Origin of the sequence: Azospirillum sp. TSO35-2, from assembly GCF_003116095.1 — a bacterium.
Taxonomy (GTDB): domain Bacteria; phylum Pseudomonadota; class Alphaproteobacteria; order Azospirillales; family Azospirillaceae; genus Azospirillum.
In genome coordinates, this window is the sequence record NZ_LGRA01000021.1 from 944,728 (window position 1) to 969,145 (window position 24,418).

Below are 24,418 nucleotides of genomic sequence, written 5' to 3' on the forward strand. Positions count from 1 at the left end.
GCCCTGCGGCACCATCTCGGACGAGACCGCAAGACCACACGGGAGGATCACAGCATCATGAACGTCCTGGGAATTTCCGGAAGTCTGCGGCAGGGGTCCTACAACACGGCGCTGTTGCGCGCGGCGACGGAGTTGGCGCCCGATGGCATGACCATCGAGGAGTTCGACCTCTCGCCGATCCCGTTCTACAACGACGATGTGCGGCTCCAAGGCTTTCCGCCGAGCGTCGAGGACCTCCGCACGAAAATCCGGCGGGCCGATGCGCTCCTGTTCGTCACGCCCGAATACAACCGGTCCATCCCGGGGGTGCTCAAGAACGCCGTGGACTGGGCTTCGCGGGCGCCCAACCAGCCCTTCGACGACAAGCCGGTCGCCATCATGGGGGCGAGCCAGAGCATCCTCGGAACCGCGTTCGCCAACCATCACCTGCGCCAGATCCTGGTCTACCTGAACGCCCAGATGCTGAACGGACCCGAGGTCCTGGTCGGTGGCGCCGCCGCCAGATTCGACGAGCGGGGACGCCTGACCGACGAGGCCACGCGCAACGTCGTCGCCGGCCATCTGTCGGGCCTGAAACGGCTGGCCCTGCGGCTGAAAGGTTGAGAGCGTGCCGGGGAAGGCCGCAGCGACGGGACGGCGTGACGAAACCAGCCTCTTGAGGACCATGACATGATCCCGTTCGTCTACACCGGCTCGCCGATGCACGTCGTCTTCGGGTCCGGGACGATAACCCGCCTGGGGTCGGAACTGGAGCGTCTCGGCTGCCGGCGGGCCCTTCTGCTGACCGGCCGCCGCGACCGCGCGGCCGCCGAGGCCGCCGCGGTCGGCCGGATCGCCGGCGTGTTCGAGGATGCGGCCATGCACACGCCGGTGGATGTGACGGAGCGCGCGCTGGCGGTCTTGCAGGATCTGCGGGCCGACTGCACGGTCGCCATCGGCGGAGGATCGGCGATCGGGCTGGGGAAAGCCATCGCGCTGCGGACCGACCTTCCGCAGGTCGTCGTCCCGACCACCTACGCCGGGTCGGAGATGACGCCGATCCTCGGCCAGACGGAGAAGGGGCACAAGACGACGCAGCGCAGCGCGAAGGTCCTTCCCGAAACGGTGATCTACGACGTGGACCTGACGCTGTCCCTGCCGCCGGCGCTGTCGGTGACCTCGGGCATGAACGCGATGGCCCATGCGGTGGAGGCGCTGTACGCCCAGGCCAGCAACCCGGTGACGTCGCTGATGGCCGAAGAGGCCATCCGCGCGCTCGGCCGGGCGTTGCCCCGCATCGTCGCGGCGCCGACCGACCGCGGGGCCCGCTCGGACGCGCTCTACGGTGCCTGGCTGTGCGGCATCTGCCTCGGCACGGTCGGCATGGCCCTGCACCACAAGCTGTGCCATGCTCTCGGAGGCACCTTCGGCCTGCCGCACGCGCAGACCCATTCGGTCGTCCTGCCTCATGTGATCGCTTACAACGCACCGGCGGCCCCCGACGCCATGGCCCGCGTCGCGACCGCGCTCGGAACGCGGGATGCGGCGCGGGGCCTGTTTGATCTGGCCGCAAGGCTGGGCGCACCGTCCGCGCTGAAGGACCTGGGCATGCCGGAGGACGGCATCGATGAGATCGCCGCGTTGTCCGTGAGGGACCCCTATTGGAACCCGCGCCCCTTCGACCGCGGGGCGATCCGGAACCTCCTCCGCCGGGCCTGGGCGGGTTTGCCGCCCGACCGGCTGGAAGAGCCATCTCCGGCTCGGTAACCGCGGATCAGTCGTCCGCGGTCGCGGCCATCCACCGGCGCCGGATCATCGCGGCATCCCGGGCCGGCGGCGAACCGAAGAAGCGGATGTACTCCCGGCTGAACTGGGACGGGCTGCCGTAGCCGACCTCGAACGCGGTCGCGGAGGCGCTTCGGCCATTGGCGATCAGGACGCTGCGGGCGTGAAGCAGACGGATGCGCTTTTGGAACTGGAGCGGACTCATGGCGGTCACGGCCTTGAAATGCCGATGGAACGCCGACACGCTCAAGGCCGCCATGTCGGCGAGCCTGTCGACGCGCATCGGCTCGGCAAAGTGGGTCCTGATCCACTGGATGGCGAGGCGCACGCGCGCCAGCGCCGTGTCCGGGAGGGCGATGTCCCGCAGCAGCCAGCCGTGCGGCCCCTGCAGGACGCGGTACAGGATTTCCCGCTCATAGGCCGGGGCGAGCACCGCGATATCGGCGGGGTGATCCATCAGCCGGAGCATGCGCACCCAGGCGTCGAGCAACTCGGGCGTGACGGACGCCACCGAGAAGCCGCTCGACTGCTCGCCGAGCGGCGACGGAGCCGGGGCGTCGGCCAGCATCGCCGCGATGACATCGGGGGCCAGCGTCAGGCTGACGGCGAGATAGGGCCGTCCGGGTCCACCCTGATGGACCCGGCCGATCGCCGGCAGGTGGGTGGACATGACGAAATAGTCGGCCGGCGTGTAGTGAAGCACGCGGTCGCCGATCGTCATGGTCTTGCCGCCCTGCAGAATCAGGTTGACCATGGGATCGTAAACCGCGGCAAGCATATGCTCGGGAATGTCTCCCTGCGCCATCGCCACGCGGGGGATGCCGGTTTCGGTCCGCCGGTTTTCGGCACGGGAAGCGAGATGTCGCAGTTCGGCAAGCTGGGTTTCCATCGCTCCATGATGTCCGGTGCCGCCGCCGGCAGCCAGCCCGAAAGCAGGAATAGGCAAGAACCCGGGAGGAACCGCTCTGTCCGCCGTGACGCCCGGCTGATAGGGAATCGCCATCAGCACGACAGGGGGACACACGTGAAGATCACGGTCATCACAGGCGGCAGCCGCGGCATCGGCCGAAGCGCGGCGTTGCACTGCGCCCGCCGCGGCATGGGCGTCATCATCACCCACAACACCCACCCGGCCGGCGCGGACGAGGTGGTCCGCGGGATCCGGGCGGAGGGCGGCACGGCGGTGAGCCTGAAGCTCGACGTGAGCGACATCGCCTCCTTCCCGGCGTTCCGAACCGGGGTGGAGCAGGCGCTGCGGTCGATGTCGGATCGGACCAGTTTCGACTGTCTCGTCAACAACGCGGGCCATGGGCTGTTCAACCCGATCGAAACGGTGACGGAGGAACAGTTCGACGGTCTGCTGAACGTCCATCTGAAAGGACCGTTCTTCCTGACCCAGACGCTGCTGCCGCTGCTCGCGGACGGCGGCCACATCGTCAACCTGACCAGTGCGACGACGCGCGTCGCCACGGCGGGCGTCGCCCCCTATGCCGCGTTCAAGGGCGGGCTGGAGGTGCTGACCCGGTATATGGCCAAGGAGTTCGGCGGCCGGGGCATCCGTGCCAACGCGGTGTCGCCCGGCGCGATCCGCACCGACCTGGGCGGCGGGCTGAGCGACGAATTCGCGGCGCTGCTCGGCTCGCAGACCGCGCTCGGCCGTGTCGGCGAACCGGACGACGTCGGGCGGGTGATCGCCAGCCTGCTGTCCGACGACAACGCCTGGGTCAACGCGCAATCCATCGAAGTCACCGGCGGCTACATCGTCTAGCGGCGGCAGCCGGTTTCCAGGCACAGGAACCGGCCGTCCGGAAGAACGGCCGGGCTTGGGTTCCGATCGTCAGGCTGGCGACGCCGGCCGCGGTGAGGAACGCCTTCATGGATAGCACCCCTCGCCGACCGGCCGGCGTCATTATCCCCATCGGGGTGTCAGGGCTCCTTGGGGAGCGCCATTTTGGGAGCGCCGTCCAGTTCCGCAAGGCTCAGGCCGGCGGGCAGACGCAGCAGACCGCGGGCGACGTTGAGGTACTGCTGGGCCTGGGCGGTGCGGCCCTGGTGCGCCAGGGAACGGGCCATGACGAGGTACTGCCCGGTCTGCAGCATTTCCTCGCGGCCGAACACGCCGGTGTTCCAGGCCTGCAGAGCGCTCTCGGTTTCGGCAAACTGACTGTCCAGCGAGTTCTCGGCCGCAGCCGAGCCGGCGGCGAGCAGCAGGACGGAGAACAGGGCGGCGGTGACGCTGTGGTTGGTCGTCATGATGGGTATCCTTGGTCGGAGGCGGGCTGTGGCCTCAACGCGTTCGAGCCGGAGCCCTGGGGTTATGGAGTGTTGATGCGCAGGCCGTTGCAGTGGATGGGCTTTGAGCCGCTGCCCACCGGCCCGATGAACTGATGATCCGCGCAAATCGTCCGCGATGGTTGTTAATCGGCGTGAGCGTCCATCAACCGTTGTTCTCCGTCGTCTCGGTCGTTGTAAGAATCGGCGGTCCCGTTCACCTGTTTTACGGCGCGCTGTTGTATGGCTGTTCTTGACGGGGGAGATGCCGCCATCCTTGGAGTCCCCTCGGGACGCGGGTGCTTCGCCGGCGCCCGGAGCCCTCCGGATGCCGCAGGCGGCCTTACGGACATTCACGATGCTTAACTCGCGGCACCGGCCCGGTTCATGCGACACGGGAACGGACGCACAAGGTCGCGACGATGCCCGCCGCCATTCAGAGGATGCGAGGACAACGGGCGGCAATGGCCCCGGTTTCCGTGGGGCGAACCAAGTGGACAGGAGTTTACGCCATGCCGATGCCGGCCGACCGCCTGCGCAGAACCGCGGACGCGCTGATCGCCGCACTCAACGCCTTCGACACCGAGGCGGTGCAATCCCTTTTCACGCCCGATGCGGTGATCGATGATCCGTCCACCGGTCATCGCTTCGAAGGCCATCCGGGCGTTGCCGACTATGTCGAACGCTATTTCGCCGGCTATCACACGGTGACCCGCGTTCTGTCGATCGAACGGCCCGGTGATGGGCGGGCACGGGTGCGGGTCGATTTCACCGGCGATTTCGGCCATGAGATCGGCGTGCTCGACATACGCGCCAATGAAGAGGGGCTGATCCTGCGCATCGATGCCGACCTGGAATGACAGGCCGCCGCTGCGGTTCACTCGCCGCCGTCGGCAGCCGCGAGTTCGGCGAGCAGGGTTTGCGCGGCCTCGAGATCCGCGCTCGTGAAGCCCTCGGTGAACCGGGCGTGGGTTTCCGCCAGGGCGTCACGCGCCCCGCGCGCGCCGTCGCCCCCCCTGCACAGCCGGGCAAGGCTCGTGCACGCGCGCAGACGCCATGACAGCGCCCCCTGCCGATCGGCGACGCTGATGGCCTCGCGGAAGCTGGCCTCGGCACCGGTGACGTCGCCCAGGCGGAGTTGGACCTCCCCACGGATGCGCAGCAGCTCCGGAAGCTCGAAGGAGCCGCCATGGAGCAGAACCCGCGCCAGGGTCTCGTCGATCACCGCGTGCGCGTCGGCGACGAGCCCGCGCGTCGCGAGCGCCATGGCGAGCGACCCGCCGAAGCCCGACGTGTAAAGCTCGTAATGATCCGCCCTGAGCGCCGCGACGGCGGTCTGGAGGAGCCCGATGCCGCCGTCGAGCTGGCCAGCCTGGATCAGCCTCTCGCCCCGCATGGCGAGGCCCACCGCTTCGTACGGTTTGAGGGAATGGCTGGCGGCGCTGGCGATCAGGCGCTCCCCGAGCGCTTCGAACATGTCCCAGTCGCCGACCCACTGGAAGACCGAGGCTCCCCAGATCAGGCCGATGCAATAGGTCACCAGATCCGCGGTGGCGGTTTGCGTCGCGAGCGGTTTCGCCGCCGCGACCGCCTGGTCCGGGTATCCCTGGAGCCAGAGATTCCGGGCCAGCGCGATGGAGGGATTGCGGTGGAAGGCGAAATGGCCGGGGACGACGCGCCGGAACTCCGCCAGATGCAGCACGGCTTCCAGATGCGCACGCGCAGCCGGCAGGTCGCCGGTGAGATGATGCGACACGCCGAGCAGGTTGTGGGCCGCCGCGACGCCCGCCGGATGCCCGATCCGCGCGGCGAGCGTCTCCATGCGCCGTGCGACCGGCTCGAGCAGGGAAAGCTCCCCGCGCCGCCGGTAGTACATGTGCAGGCGGCTCAGCAGACGGAATTGACCGGGACGGTCGCCAAGCCGCTCGGCGATCTCCAGCGCGCGCTCCAGGGCGGCCCGGGTCCGGTCGCCGTTGCCGTCGGTGAACATCAGGGCGTGCCCGAGCGCCGCCTGCAGCTGCAGTTCGGTTTCGGTGTCGCGGTTGGCGTCGTCGATCACCGACAGCGCCGCCTCGCTCCAGCGCCGGCACTCGTTCAGCAGCGACAGCCCGGCGAACAGGGTGACCGCCGCGGCGGCAAGGCTTGCGGCCAGCGCGGCCTCGCCTTGAGCGGCGAAGCTCCACCGGAGCGCGGCATGAACGTCTCCCAGGATGCTCGGCGCGTCCTTCGAGGCGCCCAGGCCGCCACCGCTCGACGCGGCCGCGATGTCCCGCAGAGCATCGCGGACATAGGCCGCGTGGCGCTTGGCGATGCCGTTCAGTTCCCCGCTCTCGGCCAGCTTCCCGTTGGCATAGGCCCGCGTGGTGTCGAGCAGGCGGTATTGCGACGCCGCGGCCTGTTGCCCGACCGAAACGAGCGACTTGGCGACCAGCCCCTCCAGCGCCTCGACGACCAGCACATCCTCGAGACGGTCGTCGGGCGCAACGGACTGCACGGCCGAGAGCGGGAAGGGACCCACGAAGATGGAGAGCCGGCGCAGGACGGTCCGCTCGACCTCGCTGATCAGGTCATAGCTCCAGTCGAGCGCCGCATTGAGGGTCTGGTGGCGCGGCAGCGCCGTGCGGCGGCCCTGCCAGAGAAGCCGCAGCCGGCCGTCGAGCAGCGCCGCCGTCTCGTGCAGGCCATGGGCGGCCACCCGGCTGGCGACCAGCTCGATGGCCAGCGCGATGCCGTCGAGCTTCCGGCAGACCTCGGTCACGGTCGCCGCATCGGCGTCGGTGAGTTCAGCGCCATAGCCGCCGGCGGCGGCGCGGTCGGCAAAGAGGTGGGCGGCGGCAAAGTTCAGAACCTGCCCGATGGAAAGGGCGCCGCTGTCGGGCGGCCGGTCCAGCGGCGGCAACTCGACGACATGCTCGCCCTCCACCCGCAGCCGCTCGCGGCTGGTCGCCAGCAGCGCCACCCCGGGCGCTTCCTGGTGGATCCGCTCCGCCAGGGTGGCCGCAGCGCCGACCACATGCTCGCAACTGTCCAGCACGATGAGCGCCCGACGACCGTGAAGGAAGTCGATGATGGCCGGAACCGGGTCCACGGCCTGCGGCATCACGCCGAGGACCGAAGCCAGGGCGTCGACGACCAGCGCCGGATCGGCGAGCGGGGCGAGGTCGAGGAAATATACGGCGCCATCGACCGCATCCAGATGGGCATGCGCCACCGCGACGGCGACCGTCGTCTTGCCGATGCCGCCAGGCCCGTGGATGGTGAGAAAGCGTTTCCGGGCCAGAAGATCACCGATGCGGCGGACGGTCTCGTCCCGTCCGATCATTCGGGTCAGCCGGTGCGGAAGGCCCTGGACCGGGCGCACGACCTCCAGGGGAGGCGCGGCGGCGGGGGGAGCCGCATCGAACGGGATCGCGGGAGCCACCAGGCAATAGCCGCGGCCCGGCACGTTCGCGATGTAGCGGGCGCCGGACTGCCCGTCGCCCAAGGCCTTGCGCAGGCCCGCGATGTGGAACCTGAGGCTGCTCTCGTCGACGATCAGGTTGGGCCAGGCGCGGGCGATCAGCTCGTCTTTCCCGACGACGTCGCCGGACTTCTCGACAAGGGCGGCCAGCAGATCGAACGCCCGGCTGCCGACGGGCACGACGACGCCGTCCCTCTCAAGCAAGCGCTCGGCCGGGAAAATGCGGAACGGCCCGAACGACACACCATTCCGGGGTTCACGTGCGTTGCTGCTCAACTGGAACTCAAATCGTGGGACAGCGTGCAGGAAGAAGCCGGCATAGACACAGCATCGTATGGCCAAGTTTCCTCCCGGTGGCGAATCGGCTTTTTGTCATAGGCCCACGCTCGCAACGTCTAACAGGGATTAACTGGCCGGGACGGTCGCCCTCCGGCATCCTGGCGCGAGTGGAGGCGCCGGCCCACCAAAGCTGGACCGGCCGACTGGAACGGTCCCCGGAACGGCCCCGGAACGGCCTCGTGCACCCCTGTTCGAAAGGACCCAGCGCTTGCCGAAGACCATCCTCTTGACGGGCGCCGGTTCCGGTCTGGGCGAGGGCACGGCGATCGGGCTGGCCCACGCCGGCTGCGACGTCATCGCGACCGTGCAGATCCCGCCGCAGGTCACCGCGCTGCGGGAGAAGGCGGCGGCGCTCGGGCTGTCGAACCTCAGGGTGGAGAAGCTCGATCTCCTCGACCGGTTCGACGTCGATCAGGCGCTTGGCTGGGATATCGATATCCTCGTCAACAACGCCGGAATCGGCGAGGGCGGACCGGTGAGCGAGATGCCGGCCGAACTCGTCCGCCGCAGCTTCGAGGTCAACCTGTTCGCCCCGCTCGCCCTGACCCAGGGCGTCGTGCGGCGGTGGGTCGAGGCGGGGAAGACGGGGAAGATCGTCTTCACCTCGTCGACGGGCGGCTTGCACACGCCGCCGGCCTTCGGCCTCCACGCCTCGACCATGCACGCCCTGGAAGCCGTGGCGGAGTCCATGCGGCAGGAACTCGGCGCCTTCGGCATCCAGGTCCAAACGATCAATCCCGGCACCTATCTGACCGGGTTCAACGAAACCATGGCCGACACGGCGTTCCGCTGGCTCGACGACCGGCGCAACTTCACCAAGCGGGCGGACATGCGCCGCACCTTCGACGGCCTTCTGGGCACGCCGCAGAGCCGGATGGAACCCAGCGAACTGATCGATGCGATGGTCGAGATCATTCCGGCCGACAGCGGCAAGGTCCGGAACGTCGTGCCGCAGCATCTCGAGGACATGCTCAAGCAGCATCAGGCCGATGCCTGGGACGCGCGCCTCTGACGGCACGCCGGCCGGAACAAGCGCGGAGCCGGCCGGGCCCGGCCCGCGGCCGAAACCCCCACGCCACGACCATCCCCCTGGAACAACGGAGACCATCCATGAGCCGTCCCCCGCTGCCCCCCTTCACCGATGAAACCGCCGCGCAGAAGGCGCGCCTGGCGGAGGACGGCTGGAACAGCCGCGACCCGGTTCGCGTCGCGCAGGCCTATACGATCGACAGCCATTGGCGAAACCGTGCCGAGTTCATCGACGGCCGTCCCCAGATCGAGGCGTTCCTCGCCCGCAAATGGACGCGGGAGTTGGACTATCGCCTGATCAAGGAGGTCTGGACCCATGGCGCCAACCGGATCGCCGTCCGCTTCGCCTACGAATACCACGACGACAGCGGCACCTGGTTCCGGGCCTACGGCAACGAGAACTGGGAGTTCGATGCCGAGGGGATGATGGTCAACAGGTTCGCCTGCATCAACGAGCATCCCATCGCCGAAACGGAGCGGAAGTTCCATTGGCCGCTCGGTCGCCGTCCCGACGACCATCCCGGGCTCAGCGACCTCGGCCTGTAGGCCGCCTGCCCCCGCCTCCCGACGTGTGCGTCAGCCGACGCTTTCGACCGCGATCAGGCGGCGCGCACGCCAGTTGAGGGCGGCGACCAGCAGCATCGGCACGGAGCTGGCGATGAGCGCCCAGCGCAAGCCTTCGACGGCTCCCAGCCCCGACGTTCTGAAGGCGTCGCTCGCGAGGCCCACGGCAAGCGGGCCCAGCCCGAGGCCGACGAGGTTGATCCCCAGGCCGTACACGGCGGCGGCCGTCGCACGCACCCGGGGACGGACGAGTCCCTGGACCGCGGCGAAGCCGCCGATGCCGCCGACCCCACCGACGAGGAAGTGCGCCGCCAGCAGCGTGAAGGCCACCCGCGCATCGGGCGTCAGGAGCGCCATGGTGAACAGGGGAATCCGGACGATGGCGGCGATGGCCGGGAGCGTCGCGTAGGCGCGATAGCCGTCACCGTCGATCCGGTCGGTCATCCATCCCCCGGCCAGGGCGCCGACCACGCCCGTTCCGCCCTTGATCAGGCCCAGTGCAAGCCCGAGCAGGGCCGCCGCCCCCATCGCCGTCCCGAGCGCCGTGCCGAGGACGGCCGCCATGGCCCCGAGCGCCTCGCCATGCGCCCGGAAGAAGAAGGACGCGATGAAGGCCGCCTGACCGAAGTTCACGAACGTCATGGCGGCACCGGCGGCGGCGACGAGCAGGAACGCCTTCTTGGAGACGATCTCCCGCAGGGCTTCGGCGAACGGGACGGGTGGCTCGGCCGGGGCCGCCGTGCCGCCGGAGCGCTTGGGATCGCGCAGCGTCAGGAGCATCAGCGGCGCCAGAACAAACCCCGGCGCGCCCGCCACGATGAAGGCCGTGCGCCAGCCATGGGCGTCGAGGACGAGACCGCCGAGCGCCATGCCGAGCAGCCCGCCCAGCGGGATGCCGGCGGAGAAGAAGGCGATCGCCGTGGCCCGCCTGCGCTTCGACACGGAATCGGCGATCAGGGCGTGCGCCGGAGCGATACCGCCCGCCTCGCCGATGCCGACGAGCATGCGGGCCGCGAGAAGCTGCGCGAAGCCCGAGGACAGTCCGGAGAACACCGTCGCAAGGCTCCAGGCGGCCATGGAACCGGCAATCACGACGACCCGATTGCCGCGATCGGCCAGCCAAGCCATCGGCAACGTCAATGTCGCGTGGAAGATGGCGAAGGCCAGCCCGGTGAGGATGCCGAGTTCCGTGTCGCTGAGGCTGAATTCCTGCTTGATCGGCTCTGCCAGAATATTGACGACCTGCCGGTCCAGGAAATTCAGAGCGCAACTGAGCATCAACAACCAAAGGGCGTATCGCGAATAAGCGGCATGAGGCGCGGCACAAAGCCCGGCACTGGAATCAGGCGGCCGCATTACAGTCTCCGGAGACTTGGAAAGGATCGGCGTCCAAGCAACACATGGTAATGTACGGGGCACTAATATTTCTGTGCCGTCAATATCACGCCGGTCGATGGCCTGCAAGACGCCGCCTGGAGGTCTGGAGCCCCGAAATCGCGGAACGGATGGGCATGTGGGCTGCCTACGCTTCAGGCAGCGACCGGCAGCTCCGTTGAATACAACGCTGGATTTCCGCCAGGGTGACGTCACCTCGCGTCCGGCGCGCCGACGCTCCTCTCCGGCCCGGGGCGGGAGGGATCGGCGTCATCAGGCCCGACAAAGCACAGGTCGCCGATGGCAACCGAGACGATCGGCCTTTCAGCGAGCGGAGGATCGCTGGGCCCGCGCGCGCAGACGATGCATCGGGTCGGGAAGCTGATTCCGGCCGCCTCGGCGTAGTCGAAGACCAGTTCCGAAACCGCGAGCCCGCCGGCGATGTCGATCGAATAGTCGTGGCGGCGGAGCAGCAGGTCCCGCCCGAAGAAGAAGTCCTGGACGGTGCTGTGGGTGGCAAAGCCGGCGGGGAACCGGCTGCGCAGAACGCGCCAGGTCTCGCTTTGCTCGATCCGGGGCTCGATCTCGAGGATCGATACGCCGTGCCCGGCCAACAGAAAGGGCGTGGCGACGCAGGTCCACAGCGCGCAGCCGGCGAAATAGGCCCAGTGCAGCGGTTCCCAGCGGGTGTCGACCTCGTGGCCCACGAAGGCGACCCGCGGGTTCAGCAACCTCGAACGGACCGCGCCCGACCGGTCGAGGATGGCGACCCGACCCGGCGTGAACTCCATGCTCCAACCGGCCCCGCCGACCGGAGCGATCCACACGCGCTGTTCGTGCAGCCAGACGCGGATCCGCCAACTGCCGGGATCGCGCCGAATCCCCTTCAGTGCCCAGAGTGTGCCGTCCACGGTCACCGACGCCTCGATCCGGGTGTAGCGGTCGCGGAGCGCCAGTCCCCCATGGGCATCCAGAATCTTTGCGAGCAACCCGTTCATCCGCGTGCCTCCGGTCCATGGCGAGCGAGGACACTCCGGCCGGGGCGCCTTCCGCCCCTCCTGCACCATCACTCGCCGGGCACAGCATGCCTCCGCGCCGACGCCCGCGGGTGTTCAGCGTCGTAAAGCGCTGTAGCCGGCTGGGCCGGGCCGATCATGGGGGCCAACGCCCCTCAGGCCGCATCCAGCGCCTGGGCGAGCACCCCCTCGGCGGCGCGCAGGTCGGCGGTGGCGAATCCCTCGGTGAACGGCGAGAGCGTCTGCGTCAGCAGCGCCCGCGCCTCGTCGCCGCGACCGGTCCGCAGCCACAGCCTGGACAGCGCGGTGGCGGCACGCAGTTCCCAGGATGCCGCGGACTGGCGGCGCGCGAGGTCGAGCATCGCCGTCAGCAGCCCCTCGGCGCCGTCGACGTCCGGCCTGGGGCCTGCGAGCAGGATCGCGGCCCTGACGCGCATGAGGTCCGGCGCGTCGACCGCACCGCCCTGTTCCGCGCGCACGATCGCCGCGCCCGCGATGGCGTTCGCTTCGGCGAGGTCGCCGGTCGCCATGAGGCCTTCGGCGAGCGCGCGCGAGAAGAAGCCGCCGAGGACCTCGTGCTGCTCCACCTGCAGCCTGGCCATGGCGTTGCGCAGTTCGGCGACGCCGGCGGCCGCATCGCCGAGCGCGATCAGGCGCGCGCCCTCCAGCGCCTGCCCCACGGCATGATACGGGCCCAGCGAGTGCCGGGCGGCGGAGGCGAGCAGGCGCTCGATCCGTTCGCGCGCCAAATCATCCTCGCCGCTCCACAGCGCCACCGTCGCGGTGTAGATCAGGGCGATGCACAGCGTGACCGGATGGTCCCGGCGTTCCGCCACGGCGATCGCCTGCAGGGAGGTCTGCGCCGCCCGGTCGGGGTAGCCGCGCAGCCACAGCGTGCGGGCGAGCACGATCAGGGCGCGGACGCGGTGGTCGTAGCCGAAGAAGCCCATGTCGATCGGGGCATCCACGGGCACATGCCCGAACCCGATCTCGCAATGCCGCTGCGCGCCGTCCTGGTCGCCCACCAGATGATAGGTGCAGCCCAGCATCCAGTCGGCCATGGCCAAGGCGCCGGTCCTGCCGGTGGTGCCGGCGACCTGGACGCTGCGTCTGGCGCAGTCCAGCGCCCCCTGATAGTCGCCGATGCGCGTCAGGTAGATGTGCAGCCCGGCCAGCAGGTGGAGTTGATGGTTCCAGTCGCCGAGCGCCTCCGCAAGATCGAGCCCACGTTCGATGGCGGCGCGCACCTCGACGCTGTTGCCGCGCGTGAACATGGCCGAGACGGCCAGCCCCTCGTTCAGCGCCAGCTCGGTCGGGGTTCCGCGCTCCTCCTCCGCGAGGGCGGCGAGCGCGCGCCCGCACCAGCGCCGGCATTCTCCCAGAAAGGACAACCCCAGGAACAGGGGCATCGCGTGGGCGGCGAGCCGGACGGCGAGGGGGCGGTCGCCCTCGGGCGAGAATGCCCATTCCAACGCGGCGCGGACGTTGCTCAGGTCCGGCGCGTGCCGGCCCGGCTCCCGTCCGCCGGCGTGTTGCGGGTCGATCCCCTCGCCTGCCAGCCCGTCCAGGCAGAACCCGGCATGCCGCCGGGCGATCAGCGGTCCCTCGCCGCTTTCCGCCAGCTTGACGGCCGCATAGGCGCGCGTCGTATCCAGCAGGCGGAAACAGAGCGTCCCTTCGTTCGTGCAGGCCGAGATCAGCGACTTGTCGACCAGCGCCTCCACGGCGTCCGTGACCTCCAGATCGTCGATGCACTCGTCGGTGGCGACCGACCTGACCGCCGCGTGGGTGAAGAACCCGACGAACACCGACAGGCGCCGCAGGACCCGCTGTTCCCGGGAGGACAGCAACGCGTAGCTCCAATCCAGCATCGCCTGCAGGGTCTGGTGCCGGGGCACGGCGTTGCGCCGGCCCTGCCACAGGAGCTTGAGGCGGCCGTCGAGCAGGTCGGCCGTGCCCCGGATCCCGTAGGTGCCGACCCGGCTCGCCACCAACTCGATGGCGAGCGCGATGCCGTCCAGGCGCCGGCAGATGCCGGCGACGACGGGGGCGTCCTCGTCGGTCAGGGCGGAGCGGCTTCCGGCGGCGTCCGCGCGTTCCATGAAGAGCTGCCCCGACGCCGTCGCGAGCAGCGTTTCGGCGGTGGCTCCGTCCTCCTGTGCGGGGATGCCGAGCGGATGCAGGAGATGAACCTGTTCGCCCTCGACCCGCAACGCTTCGCGGCTGGTGACCAGCAGATGAACCCCCGGCGCCTCGGCGAAGAGGATTTCGGCGAGGGCGGCGGCGGCATCGACGATGTGCTCGCAACTGTCGAGCAGCAGCAGCAGGCGGCGGTCCGCCAGCGCCGCCAGCAGGCCAGCCGCACCGATGTCCTCCTGGATCTGCAGACCGACCGCGGCGGCGACCGCCGACGGCAGGAGGGCACCGTCGCCGAGCGCGCTCAGGTCGATGAAGAACGCCTCACCCTGGAACTCGTCGAGCAGGGCATGCGCGATCGCGACCGCCACGGTCGTCTTGCCGAGCCCACCGGCACCCAGCACGCTGACGAAGCGGCGGGCCATCAGCAACCGCGACAGCGCGGCCACATCGGCCTCGCGCCCGATCATGCGGCCGAGCCTGGCGGGAAGCGATTTTGCGGCGCGGGACCGTGCTTGCGGCGCCGGGGGCTGAGGCCCGTCCTCCGACCGCTCCCGCCGCACCGGGGCGACGAAGCAGTAGCCGCGCCCGGGAATGTTCGTGACGTAGCGGGCGCCGTCCTGTCCGTCGCCCAGCGCCCGGCGCAGCCCGAGGATGTGGACCCTGAGATTGGCCTCCTCGACCACAAGGTCGGGCCAGACACGGTCGATCAGCTCTCGGCGGGACAGCACGTCGCCCGCACGCTCGACCAGCGCGATGAGGATGTCGAGCGAACGGCTGCCGATCGCGACCGGCACGCCATCGCAGGTGAGCAGCCGTTCGGCGGAGGACAGTCGGAAAGGTCCGAAACGCACCTGCTCGAAAACTCGGCTGTCGTCAGCCATGCCAAGGCCCTCCACCGCATGTCTGCCCAGGGTCCGGCCGTCAGAGCGACGGGCGGTGCGCAAACCCTAGGCGGCGGGGTGGGCTGCGGCCAGTTAGGCCTTGTGAGATGGCGTGAGGAGGACCGGGCGTGCGACCGCTACAGGCGGATCACCTCGTCGACGCCGTGCCGGCCGGACGCGGCCACCACCTGCACGCAGACCAGGCGACGCGCCTGTGCCAGCAGTTGCCTGGCCGTCGCGTGGTCGCCGTCCAGCTCGAGCATGGCGGCTTGTCTGCGCAGCATCCAGGCCATCTCGCATCGAAGCCGCCGCCCGTCCCAGGCTCGCGCCGACGCGTCCCGTGGGGCCGTCGGCCTGCTGTCGCCGACGATCGGGGCGCTCACGCAGGCCGGCGTCACGTCGACCCGGGTGCGCGCGGTTCGCTGTCCTGTCATCATCATCATCGCTTCACCTTCCGTCCCTCTGTACCGTTGCGTGCATGACGGCTGTGTTGCCCGGCGCGCGGTTCGGCACGGGTGGCGGCCGGCCACCAGCGCCGCCGCAGCCTCCGGGGATCAGAGCGCCAGTCGGAGCTGGCCGTCCCCGTCGCCGTCGGGCGCGGCCGGGACGGCGCCGCAGATCAGCACCTCGCCCTCGGCAACCGTCGCTTCCGGCTCCTTGAGATACGTCACCGCCCCCGCGGGCAGCGTCGTACGGCAGGTTCCGTCGTCGAGCAGGCCGCTCACCATGGCGGCTCCCGCGGGATTCCCGCCGGGCTCCCGGACAAATCCATAACGGCGCAGCTGGATGTATTGGGGGCAGTTCCCGAAACTCTGGTCGACCTCAAGCTCGAAGCCGCCCGCAGCCGACGCCCGCAGGCGGCCGTTCACGCGGTTGCGCCGGCGGGTGTGCAGTTCGATCCCCAGCTGTCCGACCGCGGCACCGGGCATCATGCCTTGGCTCGCGGGGTCGCCGGGCTCGTTCCGGACGTCCATGTGAAGGGCGTCGGGCGTGGGGGCGGACAGGAAACCGGGACGGCCCGTCAGCAGGGTCGCCGATGCGTCGCCCTCGCGGTCGACGCTGCCCAGCACGACGAACGGCAATTGCGCAAAGAAGTCGCGGTGCTGGTCGAGGAGAATGCCGCGGATCACCCGCTGGCCGACCAGTTCCATCTGGTCCGCGACACCGACCTGCTCCTGCAAGGTCCGTTCACCGGAATGCCACACGGTCGATTTCGTCTCTGACAACAGGTTGTCCATCCGGCCTGCCCTCCTGTTCGGTTGCGTGGGGCGCGCCGTTTCCAGCGCGCCCGGTCAGCGCGTCACGCGGCCGCCGAAAGCCCGACCGGCATCTCGACGAACGGCGTGAAGCCCGGCAGCGCCTCGATCCGGCGCAGGAAGGCGCGCACAGCGGGATAGGCGGACAGGTCGACGTTGCCCTCGGGAGCGCGCGCGATGTAGCTGTACAGCGCCACATCCGCGATGGTCGGCCGATCGGCCGCCAGCCAAGCGCTGTCGGCCAGATGGAATTCGAGGGTCTTCAGCAGGGTATGCGCCCGGCCGATCACCTCCTCCGGATTGTGGCGGGAGCCGAAGAGCGTGATGAGCCGGGCCGCCGCCGGACCATAGGCGACCTCTCCGGCGGCGACCGACAGCCAGCGCTGGACAGCGGCGGCGCCCCGCGGATCCTCCGGCAGCCAATCGGTCCGGCCGAGCTTCATGGCGAGGTAGACGAGGATGGCGTTGGAATCGGTGATGACCGTGCCGTTGTCGTCCACCAGGACCGGCACCTGCCCGAACGGGTTCAGGGCCAGGAAGTCGGGCTTCTTGTGGGCGCCCGACATCAGGTCGACTTCGACCAGCTCGTGCTCGATGCCCAGCAGGGAGGCGAACAGCCGCGCACGATGGGAATGGCCGGAGAGCGGATGGTGATAGATCTTCATGGTCTTTTTCCCGTTTGGATAGAGATGGATTGGGTCTGAACCGGTCGGCTGGGATGTTCGGAGTGTTCATCCCGTGTCTGTTGCGTGGCCCACGTCCGCTGCGTGGCCGCCGCCGTCGGGCGGGGCAAAGAGGCGGCGTTGCGCGGCACGGAACACGGTGCCCGCCGCGATGCCCAGAACCAGCAGGTTCGCCAGGACGAAGAGAACCGGCGCCACGACCTCGACCGCCCCGCCCTTCCCTTGGGCGATCAGCCGCAACGGTGCGGTGGCCAGCGCGGTGGCGCCGAAGGCGAAGGACCAGTAGGAGGCCGTGAACGGCTCCCGCGTGATCCACCGCAGCAACCGCAGCAGCACGAGGGCCTGCAGCAGCCCGTAGCCGATCATGGCCTCCGCAAGGAGGTCCGCTTCGCCGGGCGCGACGGTGAGCAGCGCCACCGCGCCGACCGCGGGCGGTGCCAGCTGGATGCCGAGGGTCGGCCGCAGGGCGCCCGGCAGGCCCGGGGTGGTGAGCAGCCGGTTGAGCAGGACGGATTCGATGGCGAGCCACGAGAACAGGCCGGATCCGAACGCCAGCCGCCCCCAGTCCGGCCAGCCGAGCGCCGCGCCGACGGTGCACGCCACGAAACTGCCGGCCACGCTCGGCAGGTAGAGCACGGCGGTGGTGCCGCCCTGGTCCCGCCCGCCGAGCCACAGGCCGCCGGTCCGCCAGACGGCGAAGCCGAACGTGAAGGCGCAGCCGGCGGCGAACAGGACGATCGCCGCGGTGCGTGAATGGGGAATGGCGCCGCCGGCGACGAGCATGGTCGCGACGCCGGCGAGCCCGACGAAGCAACACTGAACCGGGTGCGCCAGCTCCGCCAACGCCGCCTCGCGCGCGGCGATCCACTTCCAGGCGTAGAGGAGCAGAAGCGACGCCCAGACCAGGGTCGCCACCGCCATGATCGCGTCGGCGACGGCAGCCGGCAGCCCCCAGGCCTGATGCGCCGCCCGCCAGGTGCCGCCGAGGCCGGCGAGGCCGAGGACGATTCCGAAAAACGACGCCGGTATGATCGGAAGCCCAGGGCGTCTGGCCATGGTCAGACGCCCTGCCATGGTCAGACGCCCTGATAGACGAGCTTGGTGAAGAAGGCCGGGCCGATCACGAACTTGCCCCATTTCGCGTCGAACGCGGCCGTCGGCGTCGCGGCGACGATCTCGTCGACGGACCGGCCCTGCTTTTTCAGGGTGGCAACGGCATCGCGAATGGCGACGAGCATGTCGCGGTACGCCCGCAGCTCCGCCTTGTTGCTGGCGGGCTCACCATGGCCGGGGATGATGATCGTCCGGTCCGTGGCCGCCGCGATGAGGGAGTCGACGGCCCGGATGTTCCCGTTGATGTTGCCGCCGGTCGAGTAGTCGATGAACGGATAGGAGCCGTTCCAGTAGATGTCTCCGGCATGGATGATGTCGGGCTCCTCGAAGGTCACCGACAGGTCGCCGTCGGTGTGGGCGGGGTCGTGGAGCTTCAGCGCCAGCCGGGTGCGGTTCAGGATGAGCGTCCGGTCCGCCGAGAGGATCTCGGTCGGGAGGGCGGCGGGCGGCGAGGGCGGGAAGTCGAAGTCCCAATCCTCGACCCGCTGCGCCATGGCGAGCCGCTTGCGGGCGTTCTCGTGGGCGAAGATGGTCGCCCCTTCCTTCTGCACCCATTCATTGCCGTCGGCATGGTCGAAATGCCAGTGCGTGTTGATCAGGTGCCGGATCGGGTCGCGGCTGAGGCCCTGCAACGCCTCCTTGATGCGGACGCGCGAGGCGGTGATGCCGGCGTCCACGAGGACCTTGCCGTCCGGCCCGGTGAGCACGCCGATGTTGCCGCCGGAGCCCACGAGCACGCTGACATTGCCGCGCAGCTTGTGAACGGTGATCGGCGCCTCGGCCGCCGCATCGCGGATGCCGTCGACGATGCCGCGGGCCCGGGCGAAGACCTGGCCCGGGGTGAGCCAGCCTCCGCCGGCCGCGAACGCCATGCCGCCGAGGCAGCAGAGGCAGAATCCGCGGCGGGAGAGGTCGGGTTGATGCGCTGGGGACATCGGATGCTCCTTGAGCGCTCTCGCTTCGGCGTGACCGTCCGAAGCGCCGTGCCGCGCTCTGGCTGTGGGAATCAGGTCGGGGACGGGGGCGGACGATCTCCCGGCCAAGCCGGGGTCAGGTCCGAACGAAGGCCAGGAGGTCCTGGTTGAGCCTGTCCTTGAGGGTGGCGGCGATGCCGTGCGACCCGCCCTCGTAGACCTTGAGCGTCGCCTTCGGGATGATCGTCGCCGAGCGCCGGGCCGAGTTGGCGATCGGCACGATCTGGTCGTCATCGCCGTGGATCACGAGCGTCGGGACGTTGATCCTCTTCAGATCCTCGGTCAGGTCCGTCTCCGACCAGGCCTGGATGCCGAGATAGGAGGCCGGGAAGCTCGCCATCATGCACTGGAACACGAACTGCTCGCGCACGCCCTCCGACACCTTGGCGCCCGGGCGGTTGTAGCCGAAGAAGGGGACGCTCAGATCCCTCCAGAACTGCGTCCGGTCGGCGAGGACGGCGGCGCGGACCTTGTCGAAGTCCTCCTTGGGCTGGCCGGTGGGGTTGCCGGCCGTCTTGAGCATGAAGGGCGGGATGGCGCTCACCAGCACCGCCTTGGCCACGCGCGAGGTGCCGTGGCGGCCGATGTAGCGGGTGACCTCGCCGCCGCCGGTGGAATGGCCGACATGCACGGCGCCGCGCAGATCAAGTGCCTGCACCAGATCGGCGAGGTCGTCGGCGTAGGTGTCCAGGTCGTTGCCGTGCCAAGTCTGCTGGGACCGGCCATGGCCGCGGCGGTCATGGGCGATGCAGCGAAACCCCTGGCTGGCGAGGAAGAACATCTGGTCCTCCCACGCATCGGAGGAGAGCGGCCATCCATGGCTGAAGACGATCGGCTGACCCTTGCCCCAGTCCTTGTAATAGAGCTGGGTGCCATCCCTGGTCGTGATCGTGGTCGCCGTATGGCCTTTCGACGGATGCGCCGGCTGGGGCTGCGTCGCGGCCTGGCTCGGCGTGGCGGCGAGCAGCTGGGTGGCCGTGGCCGACGCCGCAAGCAGACCCGCCGCCTGGGGGAGCGCCGCCGTTCCGGCAGCGGCCGCCGCCAGCAGCCTGCGCCGGTCGAAACGCCCGGCCTGATCCTGATTCCTCATTGGCACCTCCCTGGGTTGGCGATCCGGCTCGATCCGGTGACTGGATCGTCCGCCGCCCCGGTGCCAACTGGCGAGTTAAGCGTCGTGAGTTTGCGTAAGACCGTGTCCGGTCCGACCGGACGGGCCGCACACCGGCGGCCCGGACGCCCGGAAAAGCGTTGGGCACCAAGACATCCGGTCGGGAAAAAAGCGGATTTCGCTCAGGAAAAGCGACGGCGCCTGCCCGGTGTGCACCGGCACGGAAAGACCATCGACGGCGTCGCGGGAGCCCGCCGGCCTTGAGGCCATCCGCCCCCCGTCCGTCGGCTAACAGAGCCTTTCAACGCTTTGCAGCCCATAACTCGTTCCGGCGTGCGGAAGGTCTTAGCGTTCTCCTCACCGAATGGTTCGGCCCACTCAAAGGAGAACACCATGCCGCGCATCCCGACCTATCAGCTGGAAAACGCCCCGGAGAAAGCGCGTCCTCTTCTGCAAGCCGTGCAGAAGCAGATCGGCCGGGTGCCGAACGTCTTCGGCACCATCGCCAACAGCCCCGCGGCGCTCGAAGGCTACCTCGCGATGTCCGGCGCTCTTGCGAAAGGCACGCTGCCGGCCGCCACGCGCGAGCGGATCGCCCTGGCGATCGCGCAGGTGAACCACTGCGGCTACTGCCTGTCGGCCCACACCTTCTTCGGCAAGAATGCCGCCAAGCTCGACGACGGCGAGATTGCCGCGAACCGCCATGGTGCGTCGAACGATCCCAAGGCGGACGCGGCCGTGCGCTTCGCGGTCAAGGTCGCCCGCGAACGCGGCGACCTTTCGGAAGCCGACGTGGAGGCGGTTCGTGCCGCCGGCTACACGGACGGTGAATTGGTGGAAATCGTGCAGTACGTCGCCCTGAACAGTTTCACCAACTATTTCAACGAGGTCTTCAAGACCGAGGTCGACTTCCCCAAGGTGATCGGCTTCACGACGGACTGACGCCCTTCACCCGGCACCCCCCAAGGGGGCCGGCCCCGCCGACCCCGGACGGCGGTGTCGGCCCCTTCCCCCCGACGCCACGCCGCGGGACACGATCACGATCGCAACCCCCGCCATTGAGCGGGGGTGGTGCCTTCCCAGGACCGGAAGGCGCGGTAGAACGAGTTCGCATCCTCGTAGCCCAGCAGGAAGGCGACCTCGCTGATCTCGACCGAGGGATCCTGAAGCAGTTGCCGCACAAGATCCTGCCGCGCCTCGACGAGGAGCTGGCGGAAGGTCTTGCCCTCGCCGGTGATCCGCCTCTGCAAGGTCCGCTCGCTCAGGCCAAGCTCGCGCGCGACATCCGCGATCTCGGGCCGTCCGCTGGCCAGGATGCGCTTGAGCATGATCTTGACCTGTTCGCCGGTCGAACTCCGGGCCTCCAGTTCGGAAAGCGCCGAGGCGAGCGCCGGGTTCAGGATATCAAGAAGCTCCGGATTATGGCCCGGGAACGGGCGATCGAGGTCCGCCGCGTCCAGGACCAAGGCATTGCGGCCGGCGCCGAAACGGATCGGGCAACCGAAATAGTCCCGGTGCACGCCGCCCCCGTCGTCCGGGCGCGTGAATTCGACCCGGCGCGGCACGAGCCGTGCGCCGGTCCCCCGGCGACCGAGTTCGACGATCGACACGAAGGTCGCGTCCGTCAGCGACGTTGGCACCTCCCCCGCCGCATGCAGCCATTCGACCGTGACGACGCAATCCATGCCATCCTTGGAAAAACTCATCCGCTCCGGTGCGCACAGTTGCTTGAAGCGGGCCAGGCGGGTCATGCACCGGCCAGGGCGAGGGGGCGCATCCGGGTCGGGCCGTCAGGGGAATATGCTTGCCCGAACGCCGGACGTGACTGGCCGGGAACGCCAATGAACTTGCCGGTCACGCCATACTGCCCGTGCTCATCGTTTCAGGGCCTGGGGCGAGGCTTGGGCCGCCTCCGCCACCACCACGCCGAATGCCCCCGCAGCGGCGCGGCCTTCAGGCGACACCGGTCGACGGCCGGCGCCGCTGGTCTTACTCCCTCGCGGCCAGCGCGCGGGCCAGCACGTCGAAGACGCGCGGATCGCCCATCTGGGCGACGTTGAAGCGCAGAAACGCGGACGCCGATTGAGTGACGCTGAACACGTTGCCGGGGGCGAGGATCACGTTCTCGCGCAACGCCGCACGCGCGACGTCGGCCGCGTCCCGGCCATCCGGCAGGCTGCACCAGAGATAGAAGCCGCCGCGCGGCAACAGCCACGGGCGCAGGCCGAGCGATTCGAGCGTGGCGGCCGTCTCGCGCCGAAGCCGCGCCAAACGCCGGCGAAGACCCTCCAGATGTTTGCGATGGCTGCCGTCGCTCAAGGTCGCGACGACGAGTTCGGCCACGACAGGGCTCGGACCGCCGAAGTTCGTCGCGACTTGCAGATCGACCAGCGCCTCCACCCAGTCCGGCCGCGCCGCGATATAGCCGCAGCGGATCGAGGCGGAGAGCGTCTTGGAGAAGCTGCCGATCCGGATGACCCGGGCCAGCCCGTCAAGGACGGCCAGGCGCGGCGACGGTTCCGGCTCGAAGCCGGCAAAGATGTCATCCTCGACAATGGTGACCTCATGCGCCGCGGCGGCGCTGAGCAGCTTGTAGGCCGTTTGCGGCGACAGCGTCGCACCGGTCGGGTTGTGGAGCGCGGAGTTGGTGATGTAGAGCCGGGGCCGGTGCGTCGTCAGCGCCTCGGCGAACCGGTCCGGGTCCGGCCCGGTCCGCGTATGAGGCACCCCGACGATCCGCACCTGATGGGCGCGCAGCAGCGCCTGGAAGTTGAAGTAGCAGGGGTCGTCGACCAGCACCACATCACCGGGACGCAGCAGGAAGCGGCAGATCAGGTCGATCGCCTGGGTTCCGGAGGTGGTCAGGAGGATCTGATCGGCACCCGCCGCGATCCCCTCGTCCGCGAACTGGCGCGCCAGCAGTCGGCGCAGTGGGAGCGATCCGCGCGTGCCGCCATAATCCGCCAGCACGGCGTCGTCGGCGTGCGCGAGCTGGCGGATCGCGCGGCGGATCGCAGCGTTCGGCATCCAGTCGGCCGGCAGCCAGCCGCATCCGGGCTTGAGCATGTCCGTACCCGCATCGAGCGACTGCCGCGACACCCAGAACGGATCGATCGCCCGGTCGAGCCGTGGTTCAACCTCGGCCAGGGCGAGCGGTGGCATGGCGCCGGACACGTAGAAGCCGGAGCCCGGCCGCGACCGGATCACACCCTCGGCCGCGAGCCGGTCGTAGGCCTCCACCACGGTCGATGGTGACACGCCCATGGTGTCGGCGAAGCTGCGGATCGAGGGCAGCTTTTCACCGGGGGACAGGGCGCGGCTCGCCATCCTCCGGCGGATTGCGTCCATCACGTCGCCGGTGCGGGTGCCCGTTCTGCTTCTCATGATCCGACCGCCGCCATGTGTGTTGCTTCCATACCCAATACAGTTCGTTGGAATTGTATGGAACTGTCTCTGTCTGCGCCAGGACCCGTCACGCTAGCATCGCCGTGAAGAGACCGGGGTGGGGAAAGGGAGCCATGATGCGGCGATCCACAGCAGGATGGGGCAGCGGGATGCTCGGTGTCGTCATCTTCAGCGGCTCGCTGCCGGCGACGCGCATCGCGGTCGGCAGCTTCTCCCCGGTGTTCCTGACATCGGCGCGGGCGGTGATCGCCGCCGCGTTGGGCGCCGCGTTGCTCTTGATGCTGCGGCAGGCACGTCCCGTCCACAGGGACCTTGCGTCGCTCGCGGTTGTGGCGTTCGGCGTCGTGATCGGCTTTCCGCTGTTGACCGCGCTTGCCCTTCAACACATCACCTCGGCGCATTCGGTCGTTTTCATCGGCCTCCTGCCGCTGGCCACCGCCGTCTTCGGCGTGCTGCGCGGCAAGGAGCGGCCGAGGCTGGCCTTCTGGCTGTTCTCGGGGCTGGGAAGCCTCGCCGTCGCCGGCTTCGCCCTGTCGCAGAGCGACAACGCCTCCTTCACCGGCGACCTCCTGATGGTGCTGGCCATCCTGCTCTGCGGCCTCGGCTACGCCGAGGGGGCGGTCCTGTCGCGCCGGCTCGGCGGCTGGCAGGTCATTTGCTGGGCGCTCGTGCTGACGTCGCCGGTCATGGCGGCGATCGCGCTCGCGTCGATGCCCGACGCATGGCCCGGTCTCAACGCACCGGCCTGGATCGGCCTCGCCTATGTCTCGGTGTTCAGCATGCTGATCGGGTTCGTCTTCTGGTATCGCGGGCTCGCGCTTGGGGGCATCGCGGGTGTGGGGCAGTTGCAGTTGCTCCAGCCCTTTTTGGGCCTGTCCCTGGCAGGGTTGCTGCTGCGCGAGCCGGTCGCCTGGACGATGATGGCGGTGACCGGGCTGGTCGTCCTGTGCGTCGCGGGCGCCAAGAAGTTCGCGTGAGCGGCGGGGCCCCGCCCGGTCAGGAAGCCCTCACAGGAAGACGGAAGCCAGTTCCGGCGGGCACG

22 protein-coding genes are annotated in these 24,418 nt (G+C 69.4%); 8 read left to right on the forward strand and 14 right to left on the reverse strand.

Annotated features, from left to right (window positions below):
* Positions 1 to 57: 57 nt before the first annotated feature.
* Together TSO352_RS20385 and TSO352_RS20390 are read left to right on the forward strand one after the other, a co-directional pair.
* On the forward strand, positions 58 to 603 hold the full coding sequence (locus tag TSO352_RS20385; protein WP_109109080.1) for an NAD(P)H-dependent oxidoreductase: 546 nt from the start codon (positions 58 to 60) through the stop codon (positions 601 to 603).
* Between the two features lie 66 nt (positions 604 to 669).
* The gene (locus TSO352_RS20390) at positions 670 to 1,746 is read left to right on the forward strand and encodes a maleylacetate reductase (RefSeq protein ID WP_109109081.1); all 1,077 of its coding nucleotides are present in this window, start codon (positions 670 to 672) and stop codon (positions 1,744 to 1,746) included.
* Between the two features lie 7 nt (positions 1,747 to 1,753).
* Here the strand turns inward: TSO352_RS20390 and TSO352_RS20395 are convergent, their stop codons facing one another.
* Positions 1,754 to 2,653, reverse strand: a complete 900-nt coding sequence (locus TSO352_RS20395; RefSeq protein WP_109109082.1) for an AraC family transcriptional regulator — start codon at positions 2,651 to 2,653, stop codon at positions 1,754 to 1,756.
* Between the two features lie 135 nt (positions 2,654 to 2,788).
* On the opposite strand from TSO352_RS20395, the gene TSO352_RS20400 reads away from it, so the two are divergent.
* Positions 2,789 to 3,532, forward strand: coding sequence for an SDR family oxidoreductase (locus TSO352_RS20400; protein WP_109109083.1), 744 nt, complete (start codon positions 2,789 to 2,791; stop codon positions 3,530 to 3,532).
* Between the two features lie 158 nt (positions 3,533 to 3,690).
* On the opposite strand, the gene TSO352_RS20405 is transcribed toward TSO352_RS20400, so the two are convergent.
* Positions 3,691 to 4,017 (reverse strand): hypothetical protein, encoded by a 327-nt coding sequence (locus TSO352_RS20405; protein WP_109109084.1) that lies wholly within the window; start codon positions 4,015 to 4,017, stop codon positions 3,691 to 3,693.
* 530 nt (positions 4,018 to 4,547) lie between these two features.
* Here TSO352_RS20405 and TSO352_RS20410 point away from each other — a divergent pair.
* Complete coding sequence (locus tag TSO352_RS20410; RefSeq protein ID WP_199231678.1) at positions 4,548 to 4,895, forward strand: nuclear transport factor 2 family protein; 348 nt, start codon at positions 4,548 to 4,550, stop codon at positions 4,893 to 4,895.
* 17 nt (positions 4,896 to 4,912) lie between these two features.
* On the opposite strand, the gene TSO352_RS20415 is transcribed toward TSO352_RS20410, so the two are convergent.
* Positions 4,913 to 7,771, reverse strand: a complete 2,859-nt coding sequence (locus tag TSO352_RS20415) for a winged helix-turn-helix domain-containing protein (protein WP_199231679.1) — start codon at positions 7,769 to 7,771, stop codon at positions 4,913 to 4,915.
* 271 nt (positions 7,772 to 8,042) lie between these two features.
* On the opposite strand from TSO352_RS20415, the gene TSO352_RS20420 reads away from it, so the two are divergent.
* Positions 8,043 to 8,846, forward strand: coding sequence for an SDR family oxidoreductase (locus tag TSO352_RS20420; protein ID WP_109109085.1), 804 nt, complete (start codon positions 8,043 to 8,045; stop codon positions 8,844 to 8,846).
* 98 nt (positions 8,847 to 8,944) lie between these two features.
* On the forward strand, positions 8,945 to 9,409 hold the full coding sequence (locus tag TSO352_RS20425) for a DUF1348 family protein (protein WP_109109086.1): 465 nt from the start codon (positions 8,945 to 8,947) through the stop codon (positions 9,407 to 9,409).
* Positions 9,410 to 9,439: 30 nt separating this feature from the next.
* Here the strand turns inward: TSO352_RS20425 and TSO352_RS20430 are convergent, their stop codons facing one another.
* From TSO352_RS20430 to TSO352_RS20470, 9 genes are all read right to left on the reverse strand, one after another.
* Positions 9,440 to 10,705 carry an MFS transporter gene (locus TSO352_RS20430; protein WP_247872518.1) on the reverse strand — a complete coding sequence of 422 codons (1,266 nt, stop codon included), beginning with the start codon at positions 10,703 to 10,705 and terminating at the stop codon, positions 9,440 to 9,442.
* Positions 10,706 to 11,013: 308 nt separating this feature from the next.
* The gene (locus tag TSO352_RS20435) at positions 11,014 to 11,799 is read right to left on the reverse strand and encodes a hypothetical protein (protein WP_109109088.1); all 786 of its coding nucleotides are present in this window, start codon (positions 11,797 to 11,799) and stop codon (positions 11,014 to 11,016) included.
* Positions 11,800 to 11,972: 173 nt separating this feature from the next.
* The gene (locus tag TSO352_RS20440) at positions 11,973 to 14,837 is read right to left on the reverse strand and encodes a winged helix-turn-helix domain-containing protein (protein ID WP_109109089.1); all 2,865 of its coding nucleotides are present in this window, start codon (positions 14,835 to 14,837) and stop codon (positions 11,973 to 11,975) included.
* 137 nt (positions 14,838 to 14,974) lie between these two features.
* A complete protein-coding gene (locus TSO352_RS33285) occupies positions 14,975 to 15,121 on the reverse strand; it encodes a hypothetical protein (RefSeq protein ID WP_158284611.1) in 147 nt (48 codons plus the stop codon).
* Positions 15,122 to 15,391: 270 nt separating this feature from the next.
* A complete protein-coding gene (locus TSO352_RS20450) occupies positions 15,392 to 16,075 on the reverse strand; it encodes a hypothetical protein (protein ID WP_109109091.1) in 684 nt (227 codons plus the stop codon).
* A gap of 62 nt (positions 16,076 to 16,137) precedes the next feature.
* A complete protein-coding gene (locus TSO352_RS20455) occupies positions 16,138 to 16,758 on the reverse strand; it encodes a glutathione S-transferase (RefSeq protein ID WP_109109092.1) in 621 nt (206 codons plus the stop codon).
* 66 nt (positions 16,759 to 16,824) lie between these two features.
* Positions 16,825 to 17,850 carry a dicarboxylate transporter/tellurite-resistance protein TehA gene (gene tehA / locus TSO352_RS20460; RefSeq protein ID WP_109109093.1) on the reverse strand — a complete coding sequence of 342 codons (1,026 nt, stop codon included), beginning with the start codon at positions 17,848 to 17,850 and terminating at the stop codon, positions 16,825 to 16,827.
* Between the two features lie 2 nt (positions 17,851 to 17,852).
* Positions 17,853 to 18,824: an MBL fold metallo-hydrolase gene (locus TSO352_RS20465; protein ID WP_109109094.1), complete on the reverse strand. Its 972-nt coding sequence runs from the start codon at positions 18,822 to 18,824 to the stop codon at positions 17,853 to 17,855.
* 115 nt (positions 18,825 to 18,939) lie between these two features.
* Positions 18,940 to 19,953 (reverse strand): alpha/beta hydrolase, encoded by a 1,014-nt coding sequence (locus TSO352_RS20470; RefSeq protein WP_109109095.1) that lies wholly within the window; start codon positions 19,951 to 19,953, stop codon positions 18,940 to 18,942.
* 411 nt (positions 19,954 to 20,364) lie between these two features.
* On the opposite strand from TSO352_RS20470, the gene TSO352_RS20475 reads away from it, so the two are divergent.
* Positions 20,365 to 20,913 carry a peroxidase-related enzyme gene (locus TSO352_RS20475; RefSeq protein ID WP_109109096.1) on the forward strand — a complete coding sequence of 183 codons (549 nt, stop codon included), beginning with the start codon at positions 20,365 to 20,367 and terminating at the stop codon, positions 20,911 to 20,913.
* Between the two features lie 95 nt (positions 20,914 to 21,008).
* Here the strand turns inward: TSO352_RS20475 and TSO352_RS20480 are convergent, their stop codons facing one another.
* Together TSO352_RS20480 and TSO352_RS20485 are read right to left on the reverse strand one after the other, a co-directional pair.
* Positions 21,009 to 21,722 (reverse strand): AraC family transcriptional regulator, encoded by a 714-nt coding sequence (locus TSO352_RS20480; RefSeq protein WP_109109097.1) that lies wholly within the window; start codon positions 21,720 to 21,722, stop codon positions 21,009 to 21,011.
* 238 nt (positions 21,723 to 21,960) lie between these two features.
* The gene (locus TSO352_RS20485) at positions 21,961 to 23,355 is read right to left on the reverse strand and encodes a PLP-dependent aminotransferase family protein (protein ID WP_109109098.1); all 1,395 of its coding nucleotides are present in this window, start codon (positions 23,353 to 23,355) and stop codon (positions 21,961 to 21,963) included.
* A 137-nt stretch (positions 23,356 to 23,492) separates the two neighbouring features.
* Between TSO352_RS20485 and TSO352_RS20490 the strand changes: the two genes are divergently transcribed.
* Positions 23,493 to 24,353, forward strand: a complete 861-nt coding sequence (locus tag TSO352_RS20490; RefSeq protein WP_109110763.1) for a DMT family transporter — start codon at positions 23,493 to 23,495, stop codon at positions 24,351 to 24,353.
* Positions 24,354 to 24,418: the final 65 nt, after the last annotated feature.